This window comes from Lysinibacillus fusiformis, assembly GCF_002845985.1.
Classification (GTDB): Bacteria; Bacillota; Bacilli; order Bacillales_A; family Planococcaceae; genus Lysinibacillus; species Lysinibacillus fusiformis_D.
The window spans coordinates 1-23,370 of the sequence record NZ_PDFK01000011.1 but is presented as its reverse complement, the minus strand read 5'-3'; the positions used below and the strand labels follow the sequence as shown (position 1 = coordinate 23,370).

General features: G+C 37.4%; 22 protein-coding genes and 2 riboswitches. Of the genes, 17 read left to right on the top strand and 5 right to left on the bottom strand.

Annotated features, from left to right (window positions below; all coding sequences use genetic code 11):
• Nucleotides 1-58: 58 nt before the first annotated feature.
• Both CRI88_RS21180 and CRI88_RS21175 read left to right on the top strand, forming a co-directional pair.
• Nucleotides 59-1,207, top strand: coding sequence for a sensor histidine kinase (locus CRI88_RS21180; protein WP_419185187.1), 1,149 nt, complete (start codon nt 59-61; stop codon nt 1,205-1,207).
• 21 nt (nt 1,208-1,228) lie between these two features.
• Nucleotides 1,229-1,840 carry a response regulator transcription factor gene (locus CRI88_RS21175; RefSeq protein ID WP_036124587.1) on the top strand — a complete coding sequence of 204 codons (612 nt, stop codon included), beginning with the start codon at nt 1,229-1,231 and terminating at the stop codon, nt 1,838-1,840.
• Between the two features lie 39 nt (nt 1,841-1,879).
• On the opposite strand, the gene CRI88_RS21170 is transcribed toward CRI88_RS21175, so the two are convergent.
• The 3 genes from CRI88_RS21170 to CRI88_RS21160 form a co-directional block, all read right to left on the bottom strand.
• Entirely contained in the window at nt 1,880-2,854 is a 975-nt protein-coding gene (locus CRI88_RS21170; protein WP_036124585.1) for a proline dehydrogenase family protein, read from the bottom strand.
• A 74-nt stretch (nt 2,855-2,928) separates the two neighbouring features.
• Nucleotides 2,929-3,681 (bottom strand): ABC transporter permease, encoded by a 753-nt coding sequence (locus tag CRI88_RS21165; protein WP_058845200.1) that lies wholly within the window; start codon nt 3,679-3,681, stop codon nt 2,929-2,931.
• Nucleotides 3,678-4,409 carry an ABC transporter ATP-binding protein gene (locus tag CRI88_RS21160; protein WP_058845199.1) on the bottom strand — a complete coding sequence of 244 codons (732 nt, stop codon included), beginning with the start codon at nt 4,407-4,409 and terminating at the stop codon, nt 3,678-3,680. The genes CRI88_RS21165 and CRI88_RS21160 overlap by 4 nt, the downstream gene beginning before the upstream one ends.
• A 94-nt stretch (nt 4,410-4,503) precedes the next feature.
• Here CRI88_RS21160 and CRI88_RS21155 point away from each other — a divergent pair, with 94 nt between their 5' ends.
• Nucleotides 4,504-5,004: a methylated-DNA--[protein]-cysteine S-methyltransferase gene (locus tag CRI88_RS21155; protein WP_058845198.1), complete on the top strand. Its 501-nt coding sequence runs from the start codon at nt 4,504-4,506 to the stop codon at nt 5,002-5,004.
• A gap of 136 nt (nt 5,005-5,140) precedes the next feature.
• Here the strand turns inward: CRI88_RS21155 and CRI88_RS21150 are convergent, their stop codons facing one another.
• Together CRI88_RS21150 and CRI88_RS21145 are read right to left on the bottom strand one after the other, a co-directional pair.
• Complete coding sequence (locus tag CRI88_RS21150; protein WP_058845197.1) at nt 5,141-6,439, bottom strand: ammonium transporter; 1,299 nt, start codon at nt 6,437-6,439, stop codon at nt 5,141-5,143.
• Nucleotides 6,440-6,454: 15 nt separating this feature from the next.
• Complete coding sequence (locus tag CRI88_RS21145) at nt 6,455-6,796, bottom strand: P-II family nitrogen regulator (protein ID WP_036124574.1); 342 nt, start codon at nt 6,794-6,796, stop codon at nt 6,455-6,457.
• Between the two features lie 312 nt (nt 6,797-7,108).
• Here CRI88_RS21145 and CRI88_RS21140 point away from each other — a divergent pair, with 312 nt between their 5' ends.
• The 14 genes from CRI88_RS21140 to CRI88_RS21075 all read left to right on the top strand — a co-directional run bounded on the left by CRI88_RS21140 (nt 7,109) and on the right by CRI88_RS21075 (nt 22,953).
• The gene (locus CRI88_RS21140; RefSeq protein ID WP_082673778.1) at nt 7,109-8,569 is read left to right on the top strand and encodes a nicotinate phosphoribosyltransferase; all 1,461 of its coding nucleotides are present in this window, start codon (nt 7,109-7,111) and stop codon (nt 8,567-8,569) included.
• 21 nt (nt 8,570-8,590) lie between these two features.
• Entirely contained in the window at nt 8,591-9,415 is an 825-nt protein-coding gene (gene nadE, locus CRI88_RS21135) for an ammonia-dependent NAD(+) synthetase (RefSeq protein WP_058845196.1), read from the top strand.
• A 159-nt stretch (nt 9,416-9,574) separates the two neighbouring features.
• Entirely contained in the window at nt 9,575-9,895 is a 321-nt protein-coding gene (locus tag CRI88_RS21130; protein ID WP_058845195.1) for a hypothetical protein, read from the top strand.
• Between the two features lie 208 nt (nt 9,896-10,103).
• Nucleotides 10,104-10,751 (top strand): hypothetical protein, encoded by a 648-nt coding sequence (locus CRI88_RS21125; protein WP_058845194.1) that lies wholly within the window; start codon nt 10,104-10,106, stop codon nt 10,749-10,751.
• A 60-nt stretch (nt 10,752-10,811) separates the two neighbouring features.
• Complete coding sequence (locus CRI88_RS21120; RefSeq protein ID WP_058845193.1) at nt 10,812-12,083, top strand: right-handed parallel beta-helix repeat-containing protein; 1,272 nt, start codon at nt 10,812-10,814, stop codon at nt 12,081-12,083.
• Nucleotides 12,080-12,532 (top strand): nitrous oxide reductase accessory protein NosL, encoded by a 453-nt coding sequence (locus CRI88_RS21115; protein ID WP_058845192.1) that lies wholly within the window; start codon nt 12,080-12,082, stop codon nt 12,530-12,532. The genes CRI88_RS21120 and CRI88_RS21115 overlap by 4 nt, the downstream gene beginning before the upstream one ends.
• Nucleotides 12,532-13,332 carry an ABC transporter permease gene (locus CRI88_RS21110; RefSeq protein ID WP_058845191.1) on the top strand — a complete coding sequence of 267 codons (801 nt, stop codon included), beginning with the start codon at nt 12,532-12,534 and terminating at the stop codon, nt 13,330-13,332. The genes CRI88_RS21115 and CRI88_RS21110 overlap by 1 nt, the downstream gene beginning before the upstream one ends.
• A complete protein-coding gene (locus CRI88_RS21105) occupies nt 13,329-14,009 on the top strand; it encodes an ABC transporter ATP-binding protein (RefSeq protein ID WP_058845190.1) in 681 nt (226 codons plus the stop codon). The genes CRI88_RS21110 and CRI88_RS21105 overlap by 4 nt, the downstream gene beginning before the upstream one ends.
• Nucleotides 14,010-14,204: 195 nt before the next feature.
• Nucleotides 14,205-15,149, top strand: a complete 945-nt coding sequence (locus CRI88_RS21100) for an AAA family ATPase (protein ID WP_058845189.1) — start codon at nt 14,205-14,207, stop codon at nt 15,147-15,149.
• Nucleotides 15,146-16,327: a DUF58 domain-containing protein gene (locus CRI88_RS21095; RefSeq protein WP_058845188.1), complete on the top strand. Its 1,182-nt coding sequence runs from the start codon at nt 15,146-15,148 to the stop codon at nt 16,325-16,327. The genes CRI88_RS21100 and CRI88_RS21095 overlap by 4 nt, the downstream gene beginning before the upstream one ends.
• A complete protein-coding gene (locus CRI88_RS21090) occupies nt 16,324-18,507 on the top strand; it encodes a DUF4129 domain-containing transglutaminase family protein (RefSeq protein WP_101967017.1) in 2,184 nt (727 codons plus the stop codon). Before CRI88_RS21095 ends, CRI88_RS21090 begins: the two co-directional genes overlap by 4 nt.
• A 32-nt stretch (nt 18,508-18,539) precedes the next feature.
• Nucleotides 18,540-18,641: riboswitch (purine riboswitch) on the top strand.
• 156 nt (nt 18,642-18,797) lie between these two features.
• Nucleotides 18,798-20,351, top strand: a complete 1,554-nt coding sequence (guaA, locus tag CRI88_RS21085; protein WP_036124553.1) for a glutamine-hydrolyzing GMP synthase — start codon at nt 18,798-18,800, stop codon at nt 20,349-20,351.
• A gap of 186 nt (nt 20,352-20,537) precedes the next feature.
• The gene (locus CRI88_RS21080) at nt 20,538-21,206 is read left to right on the top strand and encodes an MOSC domain-containing protein (protein WP_101967016.1); all 669 of its coding nucleotides are present in this window, start codon (nt 20,538-20,540) and stop codon (nt 21,204-21,206) included.
• Nucleotides 21,207-21,423: 217 nt separating this feature from the next.
• A riboswitch (purine riboswitch) is annotated at nt 21,424-21,525 on the top strand.
• 126 nt (nt 21,526-21,651) lie between these two features.
• Entirely contained in the window at nt 21,652-22,953 is a 1,302-nt protein-coding gene (locus CRI88_RS21075; protein ID WP_036124549.1) for an NCS2 family permease, read from the top strand.
• Nucleotides 22,954-23,370: the final 417 nt, after the last annotated feature.

Genomic DNA, 23,370 nt, shown 5'->3' with positions numbered 1-23,370 from the left:
AGGCATAAATTAAATTTTCTTGTTATAATAAGGGAAAAGTAGGAAAGAGCGTGAGATTATGTTGAGGAAATGGCATAGTATTATTCCGAATAGTCCAATGCTCAGTGTATATTTATGGATTATTTTTTGTTTCCTACCGTTTTTCTTCATTTTTAGGAAATCATCTTATATCGAAATCTCGATTGGCATTACGTTTTTAATGCTTTATTTTATTTTCTATCGATTTTCCATGAATTCGAAAAGCGGTTTAGTTTATATGTGGATCAGCTTTGAAATGGCCATCAATATTGTCATGACCATCTTATATGGCTATGTGTATCTATCTATTTTCACAGCATTTTTTATTGGCAACATACGAAGACCTGTCGGCTTTTATATTATGTACGGTCTACATATTGGGTTTACAGTTATATCTACCGGTGTCGGCTTCTTTGTGGAGCTTCACTTATTTTTATCGCAGCTACCTTTTGTTGTGCTAACCATTCTAGCTGTTGTTCTTTTACCATTAACGATTTATTCCAAAAATAAACGTGAAAACTTAGAGGGGCAGTTAGAAACAGCTAATGAACGTATTGCCGAGTTAATTGTTTTTGAGGAACGACAACGAATTGCTCGTGATTTGCATGATACTTTGGGGCAAAAATTGTCCATGATTGGCTTAAAAAGTGATCTAGCTTCTAGGTTGATTGAACGTGATCCACAGCAGGCTTTGATTGAGATTAAGGATATACGCCAGACGGCAAGCATTGCCTTAAAAGAGGTTCGTGAATTGGTGTCAGACATGCGGACGGCAAAATTTGAGGATGAGCTAATGCGTATTTCTCAAATACTAAAGGCAGCAGAAATGGAGTTTGTTTTTGAAGGAGATAAAAATGCATTGCAAGTTCCGCCACTTGTCGAAAATGTTTTATGCATGTGCCTAAAAGAGGCGGTTAATAATGTTGTCAAACATAGTGGAGCAACAAAATGTGAAATTGCTTTCCATCAAAACTTTAAGGAAGTTTACTTAATCGTTCGGGATAACGGACAAGGTATTACGAAAAAACAAGCATGGAAAACGGGGAACGGATTGAAGGGAATGAGGGAACGCTTAGAGTTTATTAATGGGTCCTTTAAGATTGAAAGTGTTGAGGGTACTACATTAACGGTAACTATACCAGTGGCTATTACGCATCAAAATGTCAAAGAAAATCTGAAGAACATATAGAATAGAAAAGAGGCTTGTGACATGATACGAATTGTGATCGCTGAAGATCAGGGGATGCTATTAGGGGCTCTTCGCTCTTTACTTAGTATGGAAGAGGATATGGAGGTCGTCGGCTTAGCAAAAAATGGTGAGGAAGCATTGACGCTGGTGGCAGAACATCAGCCTGATATTTGTATTATGGATATTGAAATGCCAGTGAAAACGGGACTAGACGCAGCAGAAGAAATGCATAGTATTGGCTCAGATTGTAAGGTCATTATTTTAACTACATTTGCCAGACCAGGTTATTTCGAGCGTGCTAGGAAAGCGAGCGTAAGAGGCTATTTATTAAAGGATAGCCCTATTGAGGAATTAGTAAGTGGGATTCGTACAATAATGGACGGTAAACGTATTTATGCACCAGAGCTTGTTGATTTTGTCTATGAGGATGATAGTGAAAATCCTTTAACAGAGCGTGAAAGCCAGGTGCTGACACTTGTGGCAGAGGGCAAGACGACAAAGGAAATTGCGGCAGAGCTATTTTTATCTGCTGGAACGGTACGTAATTATATTTCAACCATTTTAGAAAAACTAAATGTTGGTAATCGTATTGAGGCCATTGCACGCTTTAAAGAAAAAGGATGGAACAAATAAAGAGAACCTTATCGCATGAGCGCGATAAGGTTCGTTTTTTTACTTTTTGCGTTTTGTTATACGTCCAAGAACGAATGCACCTGCTGCTACAGCAAGAACAGTATTCGTTTTTTTCGTAAACACTTGTTTTGTTACAAGGTTAAGGTTTTGAGGACGCTCAGCTAAACGGCGCATAAAGTAGCCGTACCAATCTTCACCGAATGGAACGTACACACAGAAGTTATAGCCTTCTTTTGCAAGCTCTTTCTGCATATCAGTGCGGAAACCGTATAGCATTTGGAATTCAAATTTATCAAGTGGAATATTATGATCTGCAACAAAGCGTTTTACGTGTGCGATGATATTATGATCATGTGTTGCAATTGACGTAAATTTGCCGTGTAGCAAGTGATATTCAATCAACTCAATAAAGTTTAAATCAATATCTAATTTATCTTGATAGGCGACTTCTACAGGCTCTTTATAAGCACCTTTTACAATACGTAAACGGTAGTCCTTGAATTTTTCGATATCGTCTTTTGCACGGTAAAAGTAGGATTGAATAACTGTACCAACATTATTAAATGTTTTAGATAACTCTTCTACCATATCAAAGGATGTTTGAAGACGGCCGTAGTCTTCCATATCAAAGTTAACAAATATATCATAAGAAGCGGCTTTTTCTACTATTTCATACAGGTTGTCATAACAAAAATCAACATCAATGTCTAAACCTAATTGAGATGGTTTTAATGAAATATGTGCAGCAACACCGTTCTCATGGATGGCTTCGATTACAGTAAGGATTTTTTCTTTTGCAGCCGTTGCTTCTTCTTTACTTGAAACAAATTCACCTAGGTTGTCTACCGTACAAGAAATATTATGTGCATTTAGTTCTTTGATGCTTGCAATTGTTTCTTCAATATTTGTACCAGCTACTACACTCTGTGCTCCTAATTTTAGGCCATATTTCTTTGCAGCACTATTTAATAGTTGGTTTTCAGATAACTGGATGAAAAAATCGCGTAATAACATGGTCATTCTCCTAACTGCATTTTCTTTTTAGTATAACATAAATGTTTTAAACTATATTCATTTCAGCTTAACAATTATTTCATATCAAGTATTTGCATACGTTCATTAAATAGCACAGGATAACTTAAAAAACCAATCATGATGCTGGATAATGTTGCTGTTGTTAAGAGCGCAAAGATGATTAAAAGTTGAAATTGGACAGCATGGATAGGGTCAGCCCCACCAATAATTTGCCCACTCATCATACCTGGTAGCTGTACTAAACCGATTGTTTTTTGGCTTTCTATCGTAGGAATCATACTAGCTTTTACGGCATTGATCAGTTGGCGATGAACGGCTTGTTTTGGCGTGCCACCTAGCGATAAAATTAATTCCATTTGATCTTTATGGCTACTAATTTCAGCTGTAAAACGATTTAAAAATAAAATGGACAGCACCATCGAATTGCCAATTAACATCCCACTAATCGGAATGATATACTGGGCAGTAGCTGGAACAATATGAAATCCTAGCAAGACACCTTGTGTAACAATTTCTATGACGACAAGTGTCAGTGCTATTTTCCAAGTAATTCCTTTAATATCCACCCCTTTTTTTCGTGCATTTAATGTTGCGACGACAATCATTAGCGCTACCATGAGAAGTATATAACCATAACTATTGGCGTCAAAAACAAATTTTAAAATATAGCCGACAGCAAGCAATTGAACAATGGAACGTAACGTTGCAATGAGCGTATCTTTTTCAAGACCCAACTTTAATGTTTTAGATAATATGAGAGGAATACAGACAAAGATTAGGGTTAAGGATAAGGCTGTAAATGTCATTGATTAACCCCCTGAACAAACGCTGCAACACGTGGATTCGTTGGGGCTTCAAGTAAAGCACTTTTACCAGTTTCAATTAACTCACCATCCATCATAACCCATGTATAGTGACCAATTGTCAATGCTTGTTGCAAATTATGTGTAATCCAAATTATCGTGACATTGTATTTTTTGTTAATAGTAGCAATCAATTTTTCAATTTCTTGTACGGATTGACGATCCAGCGCAGATGTAATTTCATCTAATAATAAAATAGAGGATTGATTGATCAGGGTTCGTGCAATGGATACCTTTTGACGTTGTCCACCAGACAATTCACTTGTTGATTGGTGTAAGAAGCTTTCGTTTAATCCAACATCCTCTAAATATTGGACAGCCTCCTGCTGCGAGAGTTTTTGCCCCTGTAGTGTACGGGGAAGGGCGAGATTATCTAGCACTGTACCTGCTATCATCGGAGCTGCCTGTAAAGCAATACCAACATGTCTCCTTAAAGCGGTGGGCTCATATGTAGAAATAGGCTGATTTTCAACGAGTATATGCCCGTTTGTTGGTGACAGAAGACCATTACATAATTTAAGTAGCGTTGTTTTACCAGCACCAGAAGGACCAACAAGAGTCGTAATTTGCCCTTTTGGAAATGACCCAGTAATTGACTTTAATATCATTTTGTCATTTACTGAAAAATGAACTTGTTGAAAGTGAATGGCAGGCTCATATAACGTATTCATTTATTGAAACTCCTTTGTTATAGTCGGTAAAATAACTGTAGCATGAAATGACTGGAAGATGCAGTTTAAATAGTAGAAAGTAGGGGATTTGGAAATGCAAATATTGTATGTCGATACATTAACGTATACACAAGGGGATATGTATCTAGTGGCTTCAGATAAAGGTCTTGTCTATATAGGAACACCAAATGCATCATTTGAGGAAGTAGAAGAGTGGGCTAAAAAACCTTTTAAAGGGTATGGCTTTGAAGAAAATCCAGAAAAATTACAGCCATATAAGGCTCAGTTAACTGCTTATTTTAACAAGGAGCTTACTGAGTTTGACCTACCTGTCCATGTAAAGGGAACACCTTTTCAATTAGCCGTTTGGGATGCCCTAAAAGAATTGCCTTATGGTACAACAACATCCTATGGTAATATCGCACAACGCATTGGTAATCCGAAAGCAGTTAGAGCTGTAGGGACTGCAATTGGTGCAAATCCAATACTAGCGATTATTCCATGCCATCGAGTCATTGGCAAAAATGGTCAATTAACAGGCTTCCGAAGTGGCCTCGCTATGAAACAGTTTTTACTTGAGTTAGAGCAAGTTTAAATTAAGTGAAGGTTGATGAAGGGTGGTTTGAGCAATGGGAAGAGCGTTTTGAGCGAAAGAATTGGAAATAATTACCGAACTAAAAAAGAAAAATCTGCCCCATCATCTAGAGATACAGGAGCAGATTTTCCACTAGCTATACATGTTGTTCTTCTTGGACATTGCTTTGTGATTTACCGAAATGTGTTAAGCGATGAGCAAAGGTTTCTCCTCGTACAGCAGAGCTTTTGAAAATGTCTTGGAATTCGTAAGCAGGAGCGCCATGTTCCATTACATCTAAACCAGCAATCTCTTCTTCAGCTGTTACACGTAATGGGATAAATGCTTTGATAATCAATAAGCCTGCTGACACAGATACGCTAACCCAGGCAACTGTTGCGATGACACCGATTGCTTGAATCCCTAGTAGACCAAAACCACCGCCATACAATAAGCCTTGACCACCAATGTCAAATAAACCAACTGCCAATGTTCCCCAAATACCACAAATACCATGAACCGCAATCGCTCCAACAGGATCATCTACTTTTAGCTTCCATTCAAGGAAACGTACACCTTCTACAAGTAATGGCGCGGCGATTAAGCCGATGATGAGGGAGCCCATGATACTGACATTCGCAGCACCAGCCGTAATCCCTACAAGCCCGGCTAATGCACCGTTTAATGTAAGGGAGCCATCAATATGACCGTAACGGAATTTCGTATAGAAAGCGGTAGCAACTACACCAGCAGCTGCTGCAAAGAATGTATTGGAAATAACACTAGGAACAAGTTCAGGATCGGCAGCTAACGTTGAAGCTCCATTAAAGCCAAACCAACCAAACCAAAGTAAAAATACGCCTAAAGCTCCTAATGGGATACTGTGTCCTGTAATTACATTTACTCGACCATTTTCATATTTACCAAGTCGAGGTCCAACCATAACAGCTGCGACAAATGCTGCGACAGCCCCCGTTAAGTGAACAACTGTAGAGCCGGCAAAATCAACAAAGCCTAGATCTGTTAACCAGCCTTGCCCACTCCAAACCCAGTGACCAACAACAGGATAAACAACTAAAGACATAAGTATAATGACGCCGATATAAGCAAAAATATTAGTACGTTCTGCGACAGCGCCAGACAAAATCGTTGCTCCAGTTGCAGCAAACATTGTTTGGAAGATAAAGAAGGAAAGATCATCTACTCCTTTTAAAGCAAAGCCGCTAGTGCCGAAAATACCACCTACTGTGTCGCCGAACATAATGGCGTAACCACATAAAAAATAGACAATGCCACCAAGGGAAATCGTTAGGAAATTCTTCATGATGATATTGACGGCATTTTTCGAGCGGGTAAATCCAGCCTCGACCATAGCAAAACCAGCGTGCATAAAGAATACTAAAATAGTACCAAGCATCACCCAAATTAAATTAACCGATAATAATACTGCATCCATCTACATCTTCCCCCTTTACTCTACTGCAATCGATCCGACTTCTTTTGTTCGGATACGAATTGCTTGTTCTACTGGATAAATGAAAATCTTTCCGTCCCCGACCTTGCCAGTTGCTGCTTCACGCAATAAAATCTCTACGATGGCATCGATTTTCCCATCGTCCACAATCATTTCCAATTTCAATTTAGGTAAAAATTCAATTTCATACGTATTGCCGCGAAAGAGTCCTGTTCTACCTAACTGACGACCACAGCCGGCAATTTCAGAGACGCTTAAACCTGCAATTCCTTCCTTTGCAAGTCCGTCCCGAACGGCCCCAAAAACTTCAGGACGAATGATTGCTTCAATTTTTTTCATGTGTACCAGCTCCTTGCGTAAATTTAATTTACATGTTAAAGCGGAATAAAAATCAATGCAATTGTTTTTTTAGAATGCATGTTACATTACCTTACATCTTATATTTCTATTCTCGAAATAGTTTGCAGAAAATGTTTTTATAAAAGGAATGAAAGCGGTACTAAAAAATGTGTCTAAAATGTGAACAGTTCTAAATTTTCTGACTATTTATGTTAGAAAACCTAACATCAAATAGAAGATATGTAAAACGCAAGAATTTGGGTATATAGTGTATACTAGGACTAATTATCAAAGCGGAAGAAGGGGTTTCTTTTGAGATCAAACTATGCAGATGATAGCTTAGCGCTACACACAGACTTATATCAAATTAATATGGCAGAATCCTACTGGGCGGATGGCATACATAATAAAAAAGCAGTTTTTGAATTATATTTTAGGAAATTACCTTTTGGTAATGGCTATGCCATATTTGCTGGGTTAGAGCGAATGCTTGATTATCTACGTGATTTTCATTTTAGCGAATCCGATATTACCTATTTACGTGAGGAAGTGGGCTACAAGGAGGACTTTATCGAGTACTTGAAAAATATTCGATTCACAGGGGATATGTATTCTATGGTAGAAGGGGAGCTTGTTTTTGCCAATGAACCGATTGTTCGAATTGAAGCTCCATTAGTAGAAGCGCAGCTTATTGAAACGGCATTGCTTAATATTGTTAATTACCAAACATTAATTGCCACAAAGGCAAGCCGTATTAAACAAATTACTAAAAATGAAGTGGCGATGGAATTTGGGACAAGGCGTGCACAGGAAATGGATGCAGCTATTTGGGGAACTCGTGCTGCGTTTATAGGGGGCTTTGCTTCTACTAGTAATGTTCGTGCAGGTAAACTTTTTAATATTCCTGTCTCTGGTACACACGCACATGCGTTAGTACAAGCTTATAAAAATGATTATGATGCATTCCATGCTTATGCTAAACGTCATCGTGATTGTGTTTTTTTAGTAGATACTTACAATACATTGAAATCAGGTGTGCCAACTGCTATTAAAGTAGCTAAAGAGCTAGGAGACAAAATTAACTTTATTGGCATACGTTTAGATAGCGGTGATATCGCGTTTTTATCAAAAGAAGCTCGTCGTATGTTGGATGCTGCAGGCTTCCAGGATGCCAAAATCATTGTCTCGAATGATTTAGATGAATACACAATCTTAAATTTAAAATCTCAAGGTGCAAAAGTAGATGTTTGGGGAATTGGTACAAAGCTTATTACAGCTTACGATCAGCCTGCATTAGGTGCAGTTTATAAAATGGTGGCTATCGAAAATAGCGAAGGGCAACTTGAAGATACAATCAAAATTTCGGCTAATGCGGAAAAGGTATCAACGCCAGGATTAAAAAATGTCTATCGTATTATCGATAAAAAAAATGGGAAGGCAGAGGGCGATTATATTACGATGCAAGAAGAAAACCCTCAAGCTGAGGAACGCATAAAAATGTTCCATCCAATCCATACATTTGTATCAAAGTTTGTCACAAATTTTGAAGCAAAAAATTTACATCAGCATGTCATTAAAAATGGAGTAATCAATTATCAAAATCCTACTTTGGTGGAAATGCGTGATTATGCTGCGGAAAATTTAGAATTGCTGTGGGATGAATATAAGCGTGCGATGAATCCTGAAGAGTATCCAGTCGATCTCAGCCAAAAATGCTGGGATAATAAAATGCGTAATATTGAAGAAGTGCACAATATGGTTAAGCGAATGTAAATAAGAGGAGTGACGGGTACAATGACTTTACAACAACAAATTATTGAAGAATTACGTGTATTGCCTACTATTAATGTACAGGAAGAAATACGTAAATCCATTGATTTTTTAAAGGAATATGCACAACACTATAGCTTTGTAAAAGGATTCGTTCTTGGTATTTCTGGTGGTCAAGATTCGACGTTAACAGGAAAACTAGCACAGTTGGCAATTGATGAACTAAATGCAGAGGCTGGGGAAATGAAGTATTCTTTTTTGGCTGTACGTTTACCATATGGCATGCAGGCTGATGAACAAGATTGTCAGGATGCCATTGATTATATAAAACCAACGAAAATTTACACTGTGAATATAAAAAATGCTGTAGATGCTAGTGTGTTGGCTTTAGCAAATGCAGGCGTTGAGCTGAATGATTTTGTGAAAGGGAATGAAAAAGCTCGTGAGCGTATGAAGGTGCAATATTCAATTGCCGCGATGAATGGGGCAGTTGTGTTAGGAACGGATCATGCTGCGGAGGCTATTACGGGGTTTTATACAAAATTTGGTGATGGTGGAGCGGACTTAATGCCGATTTTTCGTCTAAATAAACGACAAGGTAAGCAACTGTTAGCAGAACTTAAATGTCCTGAGCATCTTTATAAAAAGGTGCCAACAGCGGATTTAGAGGAGAATCGTCCATCATTGCCAGACGAAGTGGCACTTGGTGTATCATATGATCAAATCGATGATTATTTAGAGGGAAAAGAAATTCCTGAAGAACCACGCCGAATCTTAGAAGGATATTATTTGCGTTCTCAACATAAACGTCATATGCCAATTACAATATTTGATGATTTTTGGAAGTAAGATGAGTGAAAAGAGTTATGAAAAAGTGAACTTCGCTTTTGAAAATAGCTCTTTTCTCTCTTTTTTTATGCCATTTGGTTCTATGTTGTTAATGATCAGCATATAATGTCGATATAATTACCTATAAGGATAATAAAATGTAGGGGAGGGTAACTTTTTATGAGGACTTCTAGAGTGAGTGCAACGACAAGCAGTGTTTTTCGGCAAGAAAATCAGTATTTGCATGCTGGGGATATTAGCCATAACTTTGGGCAAAATCCACAAAAACTATTTAAAAATAGTTTGCAAAAAAATAAAGAGAAGAAGCACAGTTCAATAAATGCACCAAATCAACAGCAGCAACATCAACATACAGCGCCTATTCATATGGATAGTGCTAGTGATTTACAAATTCGTCGGGAATTAAATGAAACTGCGTTAAAGCTAAGCCGTTTAAGCAAACAAAAGAAGCGACTCAATAGTTACCGTTCTTCCATATAAATAACGAGCTCTCCACATGCATAGTGTGGGGAGTTTTTATATAAGAGTGGAAAAAGAATTGCTCTAAATTCAAAATATTTGAAGTGAAGATGTTCATTGAATGTTCAAGATAATTTTTCCAATTCTTCACTCCGATTTTTAACTAATTTCACAACTAATCTGTAATGTAGAGTATAGCAACAGAAAACTAAATTTGGAGGAAATAGTTGTGAAAAAATTATGGTTACCTGCACTAATATTATTATTTGTACTTGCAGCATGTGGCAGTGAAAAAGCCCAAGTGAAAGAGAAGGAAACGGAGCAAGAGGCTACGAAAAATGAAACAGCAACATTGAAAGAAGATTCTGTCCAGGTTGCTTCGCTAGTAGACCCACGGTTACAAGAGCCAAAGGAAGATACAGTTTGTGAAATGTGTAATATGAAGGTTTACATGAAAGATCACGAGATGGGAGTATTTTCAACACAAGCTATAAAAGAAGATGGGTCCATTGCTTTTTATGACGATATTGGCTGTTTGTTGAACGCGGAGGTTGCCAATGAAGAAAAAAATGAAAAATTTGTCCGTGATTTTGTGACAAAGGATTGGGCAAAGGTTGAAGATGTAACTATTGTGAAAACAGAGCTGAAATCTCCAATGAACTGGGGCTATATTTATTTTGTGAACAAGGCTGAAGCAGATAAATATATCCAAGAAAATTCGAAAGCTTACGTTGAAGATCTACAAAAAATTAAAGATGATGCATTGGAGAGACGTAAGAAGAAAATGATGCAAAAAAAGGCTGAGGAAGAAAATGGCGAATCTGGTTCCATGCATTCGAATGAAATGAATCATGAACAAGAGGGACACAGTCATTAAAGCGTTAGACTAGGGGGCATTCCTCTAGTCTTTTCATGCTGAATGGGGAGGTGAAGAGTGATGAAACAAATCAGTTTTTTCTTTTTGTTTTTTCTATTTACAAGTCAAACGGCATATGCGGAATTTGATATTCAATTTGCTATTGATCAAGCGAAAACTGGAGAGATTATTCATATTCCTGCTGGTCGTTACCAAGGGAATTTTACGGTGAAGAAACCAATTATACTACGCGGAGAAGAGGGGGTTGAGTTGTATTCTTTAAATAATAACCCTGCACTAAAAATTGAACATGTAGCTAATGTCTCTGTAGAAAATATAATGATAAGTGCAAAAAACAAAGGCATTGTAGCCAATGAGGCAGAGAATCTAGAGTTGAGAGAGATAGAGGTAAAAGATGTTCAAGTAGGTATCCATATTCAACGTTCAAAGCATGTTCGAATTTTAGAAAATAGGATTATTGGTAATCAGTCACATTATGCTGAAAAAGGCAATGGGATTGCTGTGTTTAAAAGCGAGGACATTGCCATCGAACAAAATACTATTGAACAAGTGCAAGATGGTATATACGTAGAAGAAGTGAAGCAAATCGATGTTCAACGAAACAAGGTGACGAATAGCCGTTACGGAACACACTTTATGTATTCGAGTGGTGTGGAGGTGCTTTTCAATACGTATTCACATAATGTTACAGGTCTAATGGTCATGATGACTACTGACTTAGAAATAGCTAATAATACAGTCAGTAGCCATAACGATTTCAATAGCTATGGTCTTTTAATGTATGACACTCAGCAAGCAATGATAAGAAAAAATAGCTTTCATAATAATCGAGTAGGTGTAGCATTGCAAAAAAGTTCAGACATTCAAATACAAGAAAATTGCTTTCGAATGAATCAGACCGCATTAGAAGGTACAAAGGTAGAGGATGACTCAATCATAAATGATAATCAGTTTACGGGAAATATATTAACGGCAAGATCAGACCACCAAGGTTTGCGTCTCATTGGCAATTTTTATGATGATTATACTGGGATAGATGTTGCGGGCGATGGTTTCGGGGATGTTCCCTACGTAGCTGTATCGAGCTTTGGACAGTGGATGGTGAGACAACCAGTTTATCAATTTTTTGTAGCATCACCAAGCGTCATGATCTTGACGTCACTAGATCAGCAAATTAATAAAACAGAACAAAATCTACTCGTAGATAATGAACCAAAATTACTTAGCGATATGAGAAAGACGGAGTTTTCGATAAATATCATACAATTGTTAATTGGTCTAGTGGTATCTATGTGTGGTTTATGGTTTTGGAAAAGAGGGATGCGAATATGACTAGATGGATAACTATTTTGATTTTATGCAGTGCACTATTGGTAGGATGTAGCGATAAAACATATAAACCACGTGAGATTATCAGTGAAACAGATGTTTGTGAAATTTGTAATATGAGTATTGTTCATAATGAATATGCTGGACAGATTGTTTTGAAAAATGGAGACTATGAGATTTTTGATGATATTGGGTGTCTGATGGAATATCTTGAGCTAAATGGTGAGGATGAAGTTGGCGCAGCCTATATTAAAAATAAGGCAAACAATGAATGGATTGACATTTATAAAGCGACATTTGTGTACAACAAAGAGTATTGGACTCCGATGAACTATGGAGTTCTAGCATTTGCGACAAAAGATGAAGCGCAAAAATGGATGACTAATGAAGGAGATGGTCAACTATTGGCTTATCAGGATTTGCTAACGTTTAATTGGGGGATACATGAGTGATGTTTGTGAAAATAGAGCTGAAGCAAATTTTAAGAAGTCGTTGGATGCAACTAGTAGCCTTTCTTTTTACATTTGTTTTTGTAGCAATTATTGTCATTCAACAAATGGCTTTACCTGATATCGAGGGTTTTACACGTCAAACAGCATCATTTTTAAATGTATTATTGTTTCTATTACCATTATTTATTGTAAGCATTGGAAGTATGAGTATAGCTGGTGATATAGAATCTGGTTGGTATTCGTTACTAAAAACCTATCCGATGAAACGACGACAATATATTATAGGCAAATATGTAGCAACATCACTTGCCTTTTTACTGGTTGTGTTAGTGGCATTTGGTGTTGTCTTAGCATTAGGTGGTTTTTTAGGCGGCGTACGATTACCGTTTGTTTTAGTTACCCTCACGCTATTAAGTATCTTTATTTTTGTATCAATAGGTATTGCACTGGGGGCATTTGCCCAAACAAGGTTATTTGCACTAGCATTATCACTTGTTGTATGGTCCTTTTTTTTATTGCTTATATCTTATGCTTTAATGGCTCTAGGTGCAGTTGTAGCTGGTCATGTTTTACAAAAGCTTACCATCATAACGATACATATAAATCCTGTGGAATGGCTGCGCTTTGGTTATTTTATATTCAGCAATCAAGCTAGTGTGCTTGGTCCAGCGTTTTATGGAGTAACGAAGTTTTATTTGTCGCCATTGGGTCACGTGGTATATGGGATTGTGACGACTTGTTGGATTGTTTTGCCGCTTATGCTTGCTACGAAGTTATTAAAGGGGGACCAGCAACGATGATTCTTTTAGAAGCGAAAAATGTAGCTAATGTCTATGATAATGATAGAGGTTTAAAAGAAGCAACCTTTACATTGCATTCAGGTCGAATTTTAGCGCTGGTTGGAGGCAATGGAGCAGGAAAGAGTACGTTGATTCGACTATTAACGGGTCAAGAAAAGCAAAAATCTGGGGAAATGATATGGCATAAACCACAAGCAATTCGTTATATGCCTGACGATGTAGATTTCCCTACTATGCTAACTGCCGCTGAAATTTTAGAGTTGTTGGCATCTTTAAAACAAGTAGATAAATATGAACAAGAGCACGTTTTGAAGCGCGTTTCCTTGTGGGACGTTCGCAGGCAACAGGCTAAACAGTTTTCTAAGGGAATGCTACAACGATTAAATCTTGCGCAAAGCTTACTTGGCAGCGGTTCTTTGTTGATCTTAGATGAACCGACTAATGGCCTTGATCCGTTTTGGATAGCGCAGCTGAAAAATATGATGTTGGAGGAAAAGGAGAAAGGGAATACGGTCATATTTTCTACACACTTGCTGTCTTTTGCTGAAGAAATAGCAGATGATATATTAGTTTTACATGAAGGGAAAATTATTGTTTCTGGGACGATAACTAATATTTTTTTACAAGAAGATGCTACATCGTTGGAAGAAATATGGTTAAAAAGAATAAATTTGTAACATTCTATTACGGAATGACGTTATATAATAAGGACTAGGCTTGTTTGATAACATTCAAACAAGCCTTCTTTATGAGGATCAATAGTATGTAGCGGTTTCAGATAATTGTTTTAGAAGACAGATTTCGCTATGCTTAGGATAAGTTATCGTGCAATTCACACAATTGCCTGATGGAATGGGAGGCTTTTTTGATTTATGAATTCTCAAATACAGGATGTTTTAGAAAATATAGAAAAAGTAATGATTGGTAAAAGAGAGGTTGCTGAGCTTAGTATTGTCGCATTATTAGCGAGAGGGCATGTCTTGTTAGAGGATGTACCTGGAGTAGGAAAGACGATGATGGTGCGAGCGCTTGCGAAATCCTTTGACGCTCAGTTTAAGCGCATTCAATTTACACCAGATTTATTGCCTTCAGATGTAGTTGGTATATCTATTTATAATCCAAAAACAATGGAGTTTGAATTTCGCCCAGGACCAATTATGGGGGATGTTGTATTAGCAGACGAAATAAACCGTACGTCGCCAAAAACACAATCTGCCTTATTAGAGGGCATGGAGGAGGCATCTGTCACAATTGACGGAAAAACACTGCTAATTAACCAGCCATTTTTTGTTATGGCCACACAAAATCCGATTGAACATGAGGGTACCTATCCTTTACCAGAGGCACAACTGGATCGCTTTTTATTGAAGATAAAAATGGGTTACCCATCTAGAGGGCAGGAAGTAGAAATTTTGCGAAGAGCTGAAAATGGTAAACCAATTGAAAAAATCGAATCAGTGTTATCTGTAACGCAATTAATTGAATTGCAGGAGCTTGTTCAGGGCGTGTATGTGGAAGATTCAGTTAAAAATTATATGGTGGAGCTTGCTGCCCAAACAAGGGAAAATAGCTATGTTTATTTAGGGGTGAGTCCGCGGGCAACATTAGCGCTAATGAAAGCTTCTCAAGCTTATGCATTTATGAAAGGGCGCAGCTATGTGACACCCGATGATGTTCAATATCTTGTGCCATTTGTCTTTAACCATCGTTTAGTTTTAAAACCAGATGCACGCTACGATAACGTAGCCGCAGACGAAATAATCAAGCGCATTATTGCGAGTACACCTGTTCCGACTAAAAGGTTTGCAGAACAATGAAGAAATGGAAAGGCTTTTTAGAAAAAAGCAAACATTTTTTATTGATTACCTTTTTGATGGTCGTAACATTTAGTTACGCTATGTTCCAAGGAGGATTCGTCAGCTGGTTTGTATTTTTTACGGTTAGTCCATTTTTAGTGTACGCACTCTTGTTCTTTGTAGTGAGAGAAGATATTTTACTTGTAGAGCGTAAAATTGAACCAAATCATATAGAACGAGGGCAATCGGCAAAGGTGTTTATTACGATAGAAAGAAGAACACGTTTCCCATTTGCCTATATCATGATGGAGGAACTTGTAGATAGTGAGGGGTTAGTACAGGCTAAAATAGAAAATTCAAATGCCATTAAGTTTGTTGGTTTTAGGAAAAAATTTAGCTGGCATTATGACTTGGAAAAGATGCCTCGTGGAGAGCATCGCTACTTAGGGGTTACAATGGTTTTCTATGATTTCTTTGGCTGGGCAAAAAAGCCTGTCATAGCAGAAAAGGAACAAACTATTTTAGTTTATCCGAGAATCAGGGAGATGAAATACGCTACCCTTCAAACGAAATATGATGTTGGCTCTATGATGTCACCCTATTCCATTGTAAAGGACACATCTATGGCTGTTGGGTTAAGAGAGTATGTTCCAGGAGATCGCTTTTCATGGATTCATTGGAAATCATTTGCGAGAACGCAAACCTTACAATCGAAGGAGTTTGAGGATCGACAATCTTCAGAGTTATTGCTCGTATTAGACGCTAAAAAATCTCCAATGTTTGAAGAAAAAGTGGAGTTAGTAGCATCCATGCTACAGATGATTGTTCAAGAACGAGGAGATTTATCTTTTATTTCCGCTGGAGAAATGACGAAAGTATTCCCGGTTATACAAGGTGAAAAGCAATTAGATCAGATTATGTATCATTTAGCCGCTATAAAGCCTATAGAGAATGTCAAATTCAGATTTTATGATCAGCAATCTTTTAAGCAAGTTGCAACATTGCTTTATGTGACAAGTGATGTATCAGAAGAATTACTACATACTCTTGCGAATTTAGTGAAAAGCTGTATTTGTTTTGTAGTGGCAAAACAGCCACCTGTGCAATCTGAGCTTATGATGCGTTATAAACATATACAAATCGTTTATGTAGACCCAACAGATTTTTATCATTTATTCACGGAGGTGATGAAACCGTGAAACGACCATTAGGGGAATTTATAGAATTAACCATTGCGTATATTATTATATTCTTCATTTTGCGTGAATGGCTTATTCCTATTATGCAATTAACGAATACTGGCGGGATGCAACTCTTCCTTGTGTTTATTGGTTTATCCCTAGCGTTAAGTTTATGCCGAGTACACCCAATATTATCTGGATTAGTGAAGTTAGGCTATATTACTTGGCTTATTGTCTTCACTTATAGTACAAGCCCCGTTTTTTCAGGAGAAACTTTACCGTTTTTATTGTCTGAATGGACAGGGAATATGGCCTCTATACTATCGGGGGATTTTGGACAAGTATCAAATGCCTTTAGGACAGTGCTATTTCTTGTATTAATTTGGATGCTTGTTTATTTAATTCACCATTGGGTTTCAGTGCGGAAAAATATATTTTACTTTTTTGCTATGACTGTCTTCTTTATTGCCACATTAGATACGTTTAGTGATTATGATGGTAAAGCGGCTATTGTAAAAGTTATTGTACTTGGATTAATTATGACAGGAGTACTCTTTGTTAAACGTCTATGGCTTCAAGTTGAGACAACAAGTACTATACTGGAGAAATGGAAAATTGTTATTCCGATGCTTGTCTCAGTATTGCTTGTTAGCTCTGTCGCATTCTTTTTACCAAAGACAGGACCAACATGGGCAGATCCTGTGCCATTCATCCAAGAAATTACTGGCCAAGCTGGAAGCGGAACTGGGGAAAAATCAGTTGGCTATGGCCAAGATGATAGTCAGCTCGGAGGCCCATTCCAAGGGGATAATACATTAATTTTCACGGCTTCTTCTCGTGATCGGCATTATTGGCGTATTGAAACAAAAGATACGTATACATCAAAAGGCTGGATTATTTCGGATGGAAACTTTGGCAAAAATGTCTATGAAACAAATACACCCATTCATACTTCTTTACAAGTAGGATTACCAGAAAATGAGCGACAAATTCAATTAGATATTGCTGTTCCAATGCCATTTTTGATTCAAACTTATGGTTTATTATCTGTTTCAGCTCAAGACGCCACTTTATTTATTCAGGATGAGCAGACTGAAAAAATGACGATAGAGCAGCAGGCGGGTGAATCAAAATCGTTATCAAACTACTCATTGTCTTATAGTGAACCAGTTTATAGTATGGAGCAGCTTCAATTGTCATATCCTACTACACTTGAAACATTAGATCCTTCATATAATCGTTTTCTACAATTACCAAACCAGCTGCCGCAGCGTGTAAGAGATTTAGCTTCTAATATAACGCAAGGTAAAGCTACGATATACGATCAAATTAAAGCTGTGGAAAGTTACTTTAGAACCAATGGCTTTAGATACGATAAAAATGAAGCGGCAATTCCTGCTGAAAATCAAGATTATGTCGATCAATTTTTATTCGATACTAAAGTAGGCTATTGTGATAATTTCTCCACTTCGATGGTTGTGCTTTTACGTTCACTAGGCATACCAGCAAGATGGGTTAAAGGCTTTGCACCTGGCACAGTAGGACCGATAACAGACGGACTGCGCGAATATCGAATCACGAATGACAATGCGCACTCTTGGGTGGAAGCATATATACCTGGCACGGGTTGGATGGAGTTTGAACCTACCATCGGCTTTACAGGTAATGTGAATATTGATTATGATATCCCACTAGATACAGCTGATCAGGAAGAGGTATTGCAGCCAGAAAAAAAACCAGAGCAGCCCCAACCACAAGAAAAGGTATCTGAAAAGGAACAGTCTCCATCAACATTTAATTTAGATGCAGTATGGACATGGCTGAAAAAATTCACTTATGTGTGGATTGCCATCGTGGTTTTACTGATCATTATTAGTATTACGTTATACTTACAACGTAAAACATGGATTCCTAAGATGCATGTGCGTGTATATCGCAAAAAGGTAGCGGATTGGTCAAACTTCGATTCTTCTTACCATGTATTGCTGAAGCAATTATCCCGTATTGGATTGCGTAGAAGAGATGGGGAAACATTGCGTGCGTTCGCTGAGCGAGTAGATGCTGCGCTTGAGATAGATGAAATGCAAAAGCTGACAGAAGTATATGAACAACATGTTTATGGGAAAGATAAGGAGGAAGTCGATTTTAGAGAGCTGAAAGAAAGTTGGGAATATTTAATCAATCGCACTATCAGTTGATTTTAATGTGTACAAAGAGTAAAATGAAAAAAATTAAATGCAAGGATTGCTTTCATATAAGTTCGATAATAGGGTTCGGATGTTTCTACGAAATCACCTTAAATGATTTCTCTATGAAGGCGGATGTTTTCGTTAGGTGAAAAGTATAGTAAATCACTTTACTTTGCTACGCATTCGCCTTTATCACTATTCTAGAGCTTATGAACGCGTAGAAAGTTTTTTTACTTTCTTCGCGTTTTTCTTTGAACAAATGAAAATATCCTTTAAAAATAGTAGAAGAGGTGGAAATTTTGACAGCTAGCCCTTTATTAAAAGAGCAAGAAAAAATCGTTGTACTGGACTTCGGTAGCCAATTTAACCAGTTAATTACGCGTCGTATCCGTGAATTTGGTGTTTTCAGTGAATTGCACCCACATACGGTAACTGCGGAAGAAATTAAAGATATGAACGCAACGGGTATTATTTTTTCAGGTGGCCCAAACTCTGTTTATGATGAAAATGCCTTCCATGTGGATCCAGCTATTTTTGAATTAGGTTTACCAATATTAGGTATTTGCTATGGGATGCAATTAATGGCACATACAAATGGCGGTAAAGTTGAAGGTGCTGAAACGCGTGAATATGGTAAAGCGGAAATCAAAGTCACTACTTCAAATAAGTTATTTGGAGACTTACCAACTGAGCAAATCGTGTGGATGAGCCATGGTGACCATGTAACAGAAGTTCCAGCTGGATTTGAAGTAATTGCTACAAGTGCATCTTGTCCGATTGCTGCAATGGCAGATGTAGAACGCAAATTATATGCTGTACAATTCCATCCAGAAGTACGTCACTCTGTTTATGGTAATGACTTACTACGTCAATTCGTATTCGATATTTGTGAGGCAAAAGGCGACTGGTCAATGGCTAACTTCATTGAGCTTGAAATCGCAAAAATTCGTGAAATAGTTGGCGATAAAAAAGTATTATGTGCTCTTTCTGGCGGTGTAGATTCATCAGTTGTAGCAGTTTTAATTCATAAAGCAATCGGCGATCAATTGACTTGTATGTTCGTAGACCACAACTTAAACCGTAAAGGTGAAGTTGAACAAGTAATGAAAACATTCACAGAAGACTTTGATATGAATCTTATTAAAATTGATGCTCGCAAACGTTTCATGGACAAACTTGCAGGTGTATCAGATCCGGAGAAAAAACGTAAAATTATCGGTAATGAATTTATTTACGTATTTGATGAAGAGGCATCGAAGCTTGAAGGTATGGATTTCTTAGCACAAGGTACTCTATACACAGATATCATTGAATCTGGTACTTCAACGGCGCAAACAATCAAATCACACCATAATGTTGGTGGTCTTCCAGAAGATATGCAATTCCAATTAATCGAGCCACTGAAAACGTTATTTAAAGATGAAGTTCGTGCGCTAGGTTTAGAACTTGGTCTTGATGAAAAAATCGTTTGGCGTCAACCATTCCCAGGTCCTGGATTAGGTATTCGTGTACTTGGTGAAGTTACAGAAGAAAAATTAGAAATCGTTCGCGAAGCAGATTTCATTTTACGTGAAGAAATCGCAAATGCTGGTCTTGACCGTGACATCTGGCAATACTTCACGGTATTACCTGATATCCGTTCAGTTGGTGTAATGGGCGATGCACGTACGTATGATTACGCAATCGGTATCCGTGCTGTAACATCTATCGACGGCATGACTTCTGACTGGGCACGTATCCCTTGGGACGTACTAGAGAAAATCTCTGTCCGCATGGTAAACGAAGTAAAACACGTGAACCGCGTGCTGTATGATATTACATCTAAGCCACCAGCAACGATTGAGTGGGAATAACAGTAACTGCCCTAAAAGCCTTGAGAGGTTTTTAGGGTTTTTTGATTTGATCATTTTTAGTCTATTCATAGATTGTATAATTCGAATTATATCAAGGTTAAAGCAGTAATTGCTGGTAAAGTGCTGTATGTAGTAAACTAAATGAATGCAAAAGAATTGTACTATTCAGATTAGGGGGGGATTTAAATGGAGAAAAATAGGCCAATAATTCACACACTTGCTGTTGGAATGCCGAAAGAATTGCTTGATAGTAAAGGACGTTCGATGATTACAGGAATTGAAAAGCAACAAATGCAAGAGGTTTATTTGTCATCGCGTGGCTTCGAAGGGGATGATGTGGCAGATAAAAAACATCATGGTGGCCCAGACCGTGCAGTTTGTTTATACCCTGCAGAGCATTACATACAATGGGAACATGAACTTGGAAAACCGTTGCCTACTGCTGCATTTGGTGAAAATTTAACAGTAACGAATATGTTAGAAGCGGATGTTTGTATTGGGGATATTTATAAAATAGGTAATGCCGTCATACAAATCACACAAGGACGTATTCCATGTAGTACGATTGATAGATATACTGAGGCAACCACATTACTTAAACGTTTAATTGAAACAGGTTATACAGGTTATCTTGCACGCGTACTGGAGGAGGGGTCAATTTGTGCAGATTCAACAATAGAAGTTGTGGAAAAGCATCCTGCGCGTATCACAGTTTTGTACGGCAATGAAGTGTACTTTAAAAATAAAGATGCGATAGCTATGAAACAAATACAAGCAGTGGATGCATTAGCGGAAGATTGGAAAGAAAAACTAGAAAAAAGGATTCAAATCTTACAAAGTAAGGTGATGAATTAAGTCATAACGTTCAAGGGACGATCCTCTAGAATTCGAAAGAGTTCCAGAGGGTTTTTGCCTTTTATTGATTATAGAAATGTTCAGTACTACGTTTATTTAGCGGTGAATTAGTTGAATATGAACATTAAATAAGAATTTTACACGAACTTTCGTATTTATTTTTGTAAAAATGTTCGGAAATGGGGTTGAAATCTAAAAAGTGAAATGATATATTACGAATGTAAATTAAATACGTCGTCGTATAATGTCGGGAATAAGGCCCGTGAGTTTCTACCAAGTTACCGTAAATAACTTGACTACGATTTGGGTTTATCTATGTATAAACACTAATTTATTTCACACACTATGGTGATGAAATATATCGTAGACATGCGACTAGTAGAGTAGTCAGCGTGTCTTTTTTGTTTTCGATATTGAAGACGACCATACGGAGGATTTTTTGATAATGAAAAAATATTTCATGTTCGATGAATTAGGAACTAATTATCGCCGAGAAATAATTGGTGGTATTACAACCTTCCTTGCAATGGCATATATTCTAGCTGTTAATCCAAGTATTCTAGAAAATGCAGGGATGGATAAAGGTGCTGTTTTCGTAGCAACAGCATTAGCAGCAGCAGTCGGTTCTTTGATTATGGGGATTTTCGCTAAGTTCCCAATTTCACTTGCTCCTGGGATGGGATTAAATGCATTCTTCGCATTTACTGTAGTCGGAGCTTATGGTATTCCATGGCAAACTGGTTTAACAGGTGTATTCTTTTCTGGAATTATCTTTATCATTTTATCTTTAACGGGTATTCGTGAAACTGTTATTAACGCCATTCCAGTACAACTTAAATATGCTGTTTCAGCAGGTATTGGTTTATTTATCACATTCGTAGGTTTACAAGGTGCAGGGATTATAGTTGATAGTCCAGCGACATTAGTAACTTTAGGAACTTTTACTGGAGCTACATTACTAGCAGTATTCGGAATCATTCTTTCTGTTATTCTTATCATTAAATTCCGTAGTATTGGTATTTTCTTAGGGATGGTCATTACTGCGGTTATTGGGATGATCACAGGTATCATTGATCCTCCAACAGCAGTTGTTTCGGCTATTCCAAGTGTAGACTCTACATTTATGGTAGCATTGGAACCACTTGGTGACATTGGAACGTTATTTAACGTGAAGTTTTTAGTAGTAGTGTTAACATTCCTGTTTGTAGATTTCTTTGATACAGCAGGCACTTTAATGGCTGTAGCGACACAGGCTGGCTTAGTAAAAGATAATAAATTACCACGTGCAGGGCGTGCCTTAATGGCGGATGCGCTAGCAACGACAATCGGTTCTTTATTTGGTACATCAACAACAACAGCGTATGTAGAGTCAACTTCTGGGGTAGCAGCGGGTGCACGCTCAGGGTTCTCGGCAGTCGTAACTGCAGTACTATTCTTAGTAGCTTTATTCTTCTCACCATTACTAGCTGTTGTAACGCCAGCAGTAACTGCACCAGCTCTAGTAATCGTAGGGGTACTGATGGTATCATCATTACGTCTAATTGATTGGGATAAATTCGAAATAGCAGTACCTGCATTCTTTACAGTATTAATGATGCCACTTGGTTATTCAATTGCTACTGGTATTGCAATCGGTTTTGTATTCTATCCAATTACAATGTTATTAGCTGGTCGTAAAAAAGAAATTCATCCTATGATGTATGGCTTATTCTTTGTCTTCCTTGCGTACTTTATCTGGGTAAGATAGTTAAATATATTTTGAAAGGCACCTCAATTGTTAGGTAAGAAACTAACAATTAGAGGTGCTTTTTCATTGCCAACAAAAATAACAAGAAACTATTTTGGGGTTTAAGACATTCAAAATAGAGCATAGCCTAAACAAATCAAGTTATTAATTTTCTACATTATATAGAAGAAACTTGATTTTGAATAAATAAGAATAGTTTTACTTCAATGAAACTCTTGCAAACTTATTTTTAAGATGATATATTTAAACACGTTGTTACGAGATAAACGAACAACTAAAAAAATATTAACATAAACGGTTGACATGAAGTTAACATTATGTTAAATTATAAAAAGTTACTTGATGTAACTATTAAATGAACCTTGAAAACTGAACAAGCAAAACGTAATCAATAAAGTTTCAAATAACTAGCTTTGC

What these genes read in the sequence shown, in the direction of transcription:
- CRI88_RS21155 (WP_058845198.1), top strand. Translation starts at nt 4,504, where the DNA reads ATGCAAATATTGTATGTCGATACATTAACGTATACACAAGGGGATATG.
- CRI88_RS21160 (WP_058845199.1), bottom strand. Translation starts at nt 4,409, where the DNA reads ATGAATACGTTATATGAGCCTGCCATTCACTTTCAACAAGTTCATTTT.
- CRI88_RS21180 (WP_419185187.1), top strand. Translation starts at nt 59, where the DNA reads ATGTTGAGGAAATGGCATAGTATTATTCCGAATAGTCCAATGCTCAGT.
- CRI88_RS21170 (WP_036124585.1), bottom strand. Translation starts at nt 2,854, where the DNA reads ATGTTATTACGCGATTTTTTCATCCAGTTATCTGAAAACCAACTATTA.
- CRI88_RS21165 (WP_058845200.1), bottom strand. Translation starts at nt 3,681, where the DNA reads ATGACATTTACAGCCTTATCCTTAACCCTAATCTTTGTCTGTATTCCT.
- CRI88_RS21150 (WP_058845197.1), bottom strand. Translation starts at nt 6,439, where the DNA reads ATGGATGCAGTATTATTATCGGTTAATTTAATTTGGGTGATGCTTGGT.
- CRI88_RS21075 (WP_036124549.1), top strand. Translation starts at nt 21,652, where the DNA reads ATGAAAAAATATTTCATGTTCGATGAATTAGGAACTAATTATCGCCGA.
- CRI88_RS21145 (WP_036124574.1), bottom strand. Translation starts at nt 6,796, where the DNA reads ATGAAAAAAATTGAAGCAATCATTCGTCCTGAAGTTTTTGGGGCCGTT.
- CRI88_RS21105 (WP_058845190.1), top strand. Translation starts at nt 13,329, where the DNA reads ATGATTCTTTTAGAAGCGAAAAATGTAGCTAATGTCTATGATAATGAT.
- CRI88_RS21120 (WP_058845193.1), top strand. Translation starts at nt 10,812, where the DNA reads ATGAAACAAATCAGTTTTTTCTTTTTGTTTTTTCTATTTACAAGTCAA.
- CRI88_RS21130 (WP_058845195.1), top strand. Translation starts at nt 9,575, where the DNA reads ATGAGGACTTCTAGAGTGAGTGCAACGACAAGCAGTGTTTTTCGGCAA.
- CRI88_RS21175 (WP_036124587.1), top strand. Translation starts at nt 1,229, where the DNA reads ATGATACGAATTGTGATCGCTGAAGATCAGGGGATGCTATTAGGGGCT.
- nadE (WP_058845196.1), top strand. Translation starts at nt 8,591, where the DNA reads ATGACTTTACAACAACAAATTATTGAAGAATTACGTGTATTGCCTACT.
- CRI88_RS21080 (WP_101967016.1), top strand. Translation starts at nt 20,538, where the DNA reads ATGGAGAAAAATAGGCCAATAATTCACACACTTGCTGTTGGAATGCCG.
- CRI88_RS21110 (WP_058845191.1), top strand. Translation starts at nt 12,532, where the DNA reads ATGTTTGTGAAAATAGAGCTGAAGCAAATTTTAAGAAGTCGTTGGATG.
- CRI88_RS21100 (WP_058845189.1), top strand. Translation starts at nt 14,205, where the DNA reads ATGAATTCTCAAATACAGGATGTTTTAGAAAATATAGAAAAAGTAATG.
- CRI88_RS21115 (WP_058845192.1), top strand. Translation starts at nt 12,080, where the DNA reads ATGACTAGATGGATAACTATTTTGATTTTATGCAGTGCACTATTGGTA.
- CRI88_RS21095 (WP_058845188.1), top strand. Translation starts at nt 15,146, where the DNA reads ATGAAGAAATGGAAAGGCTTTTTAGAAAAAAGCAAACATTTTTTATTG.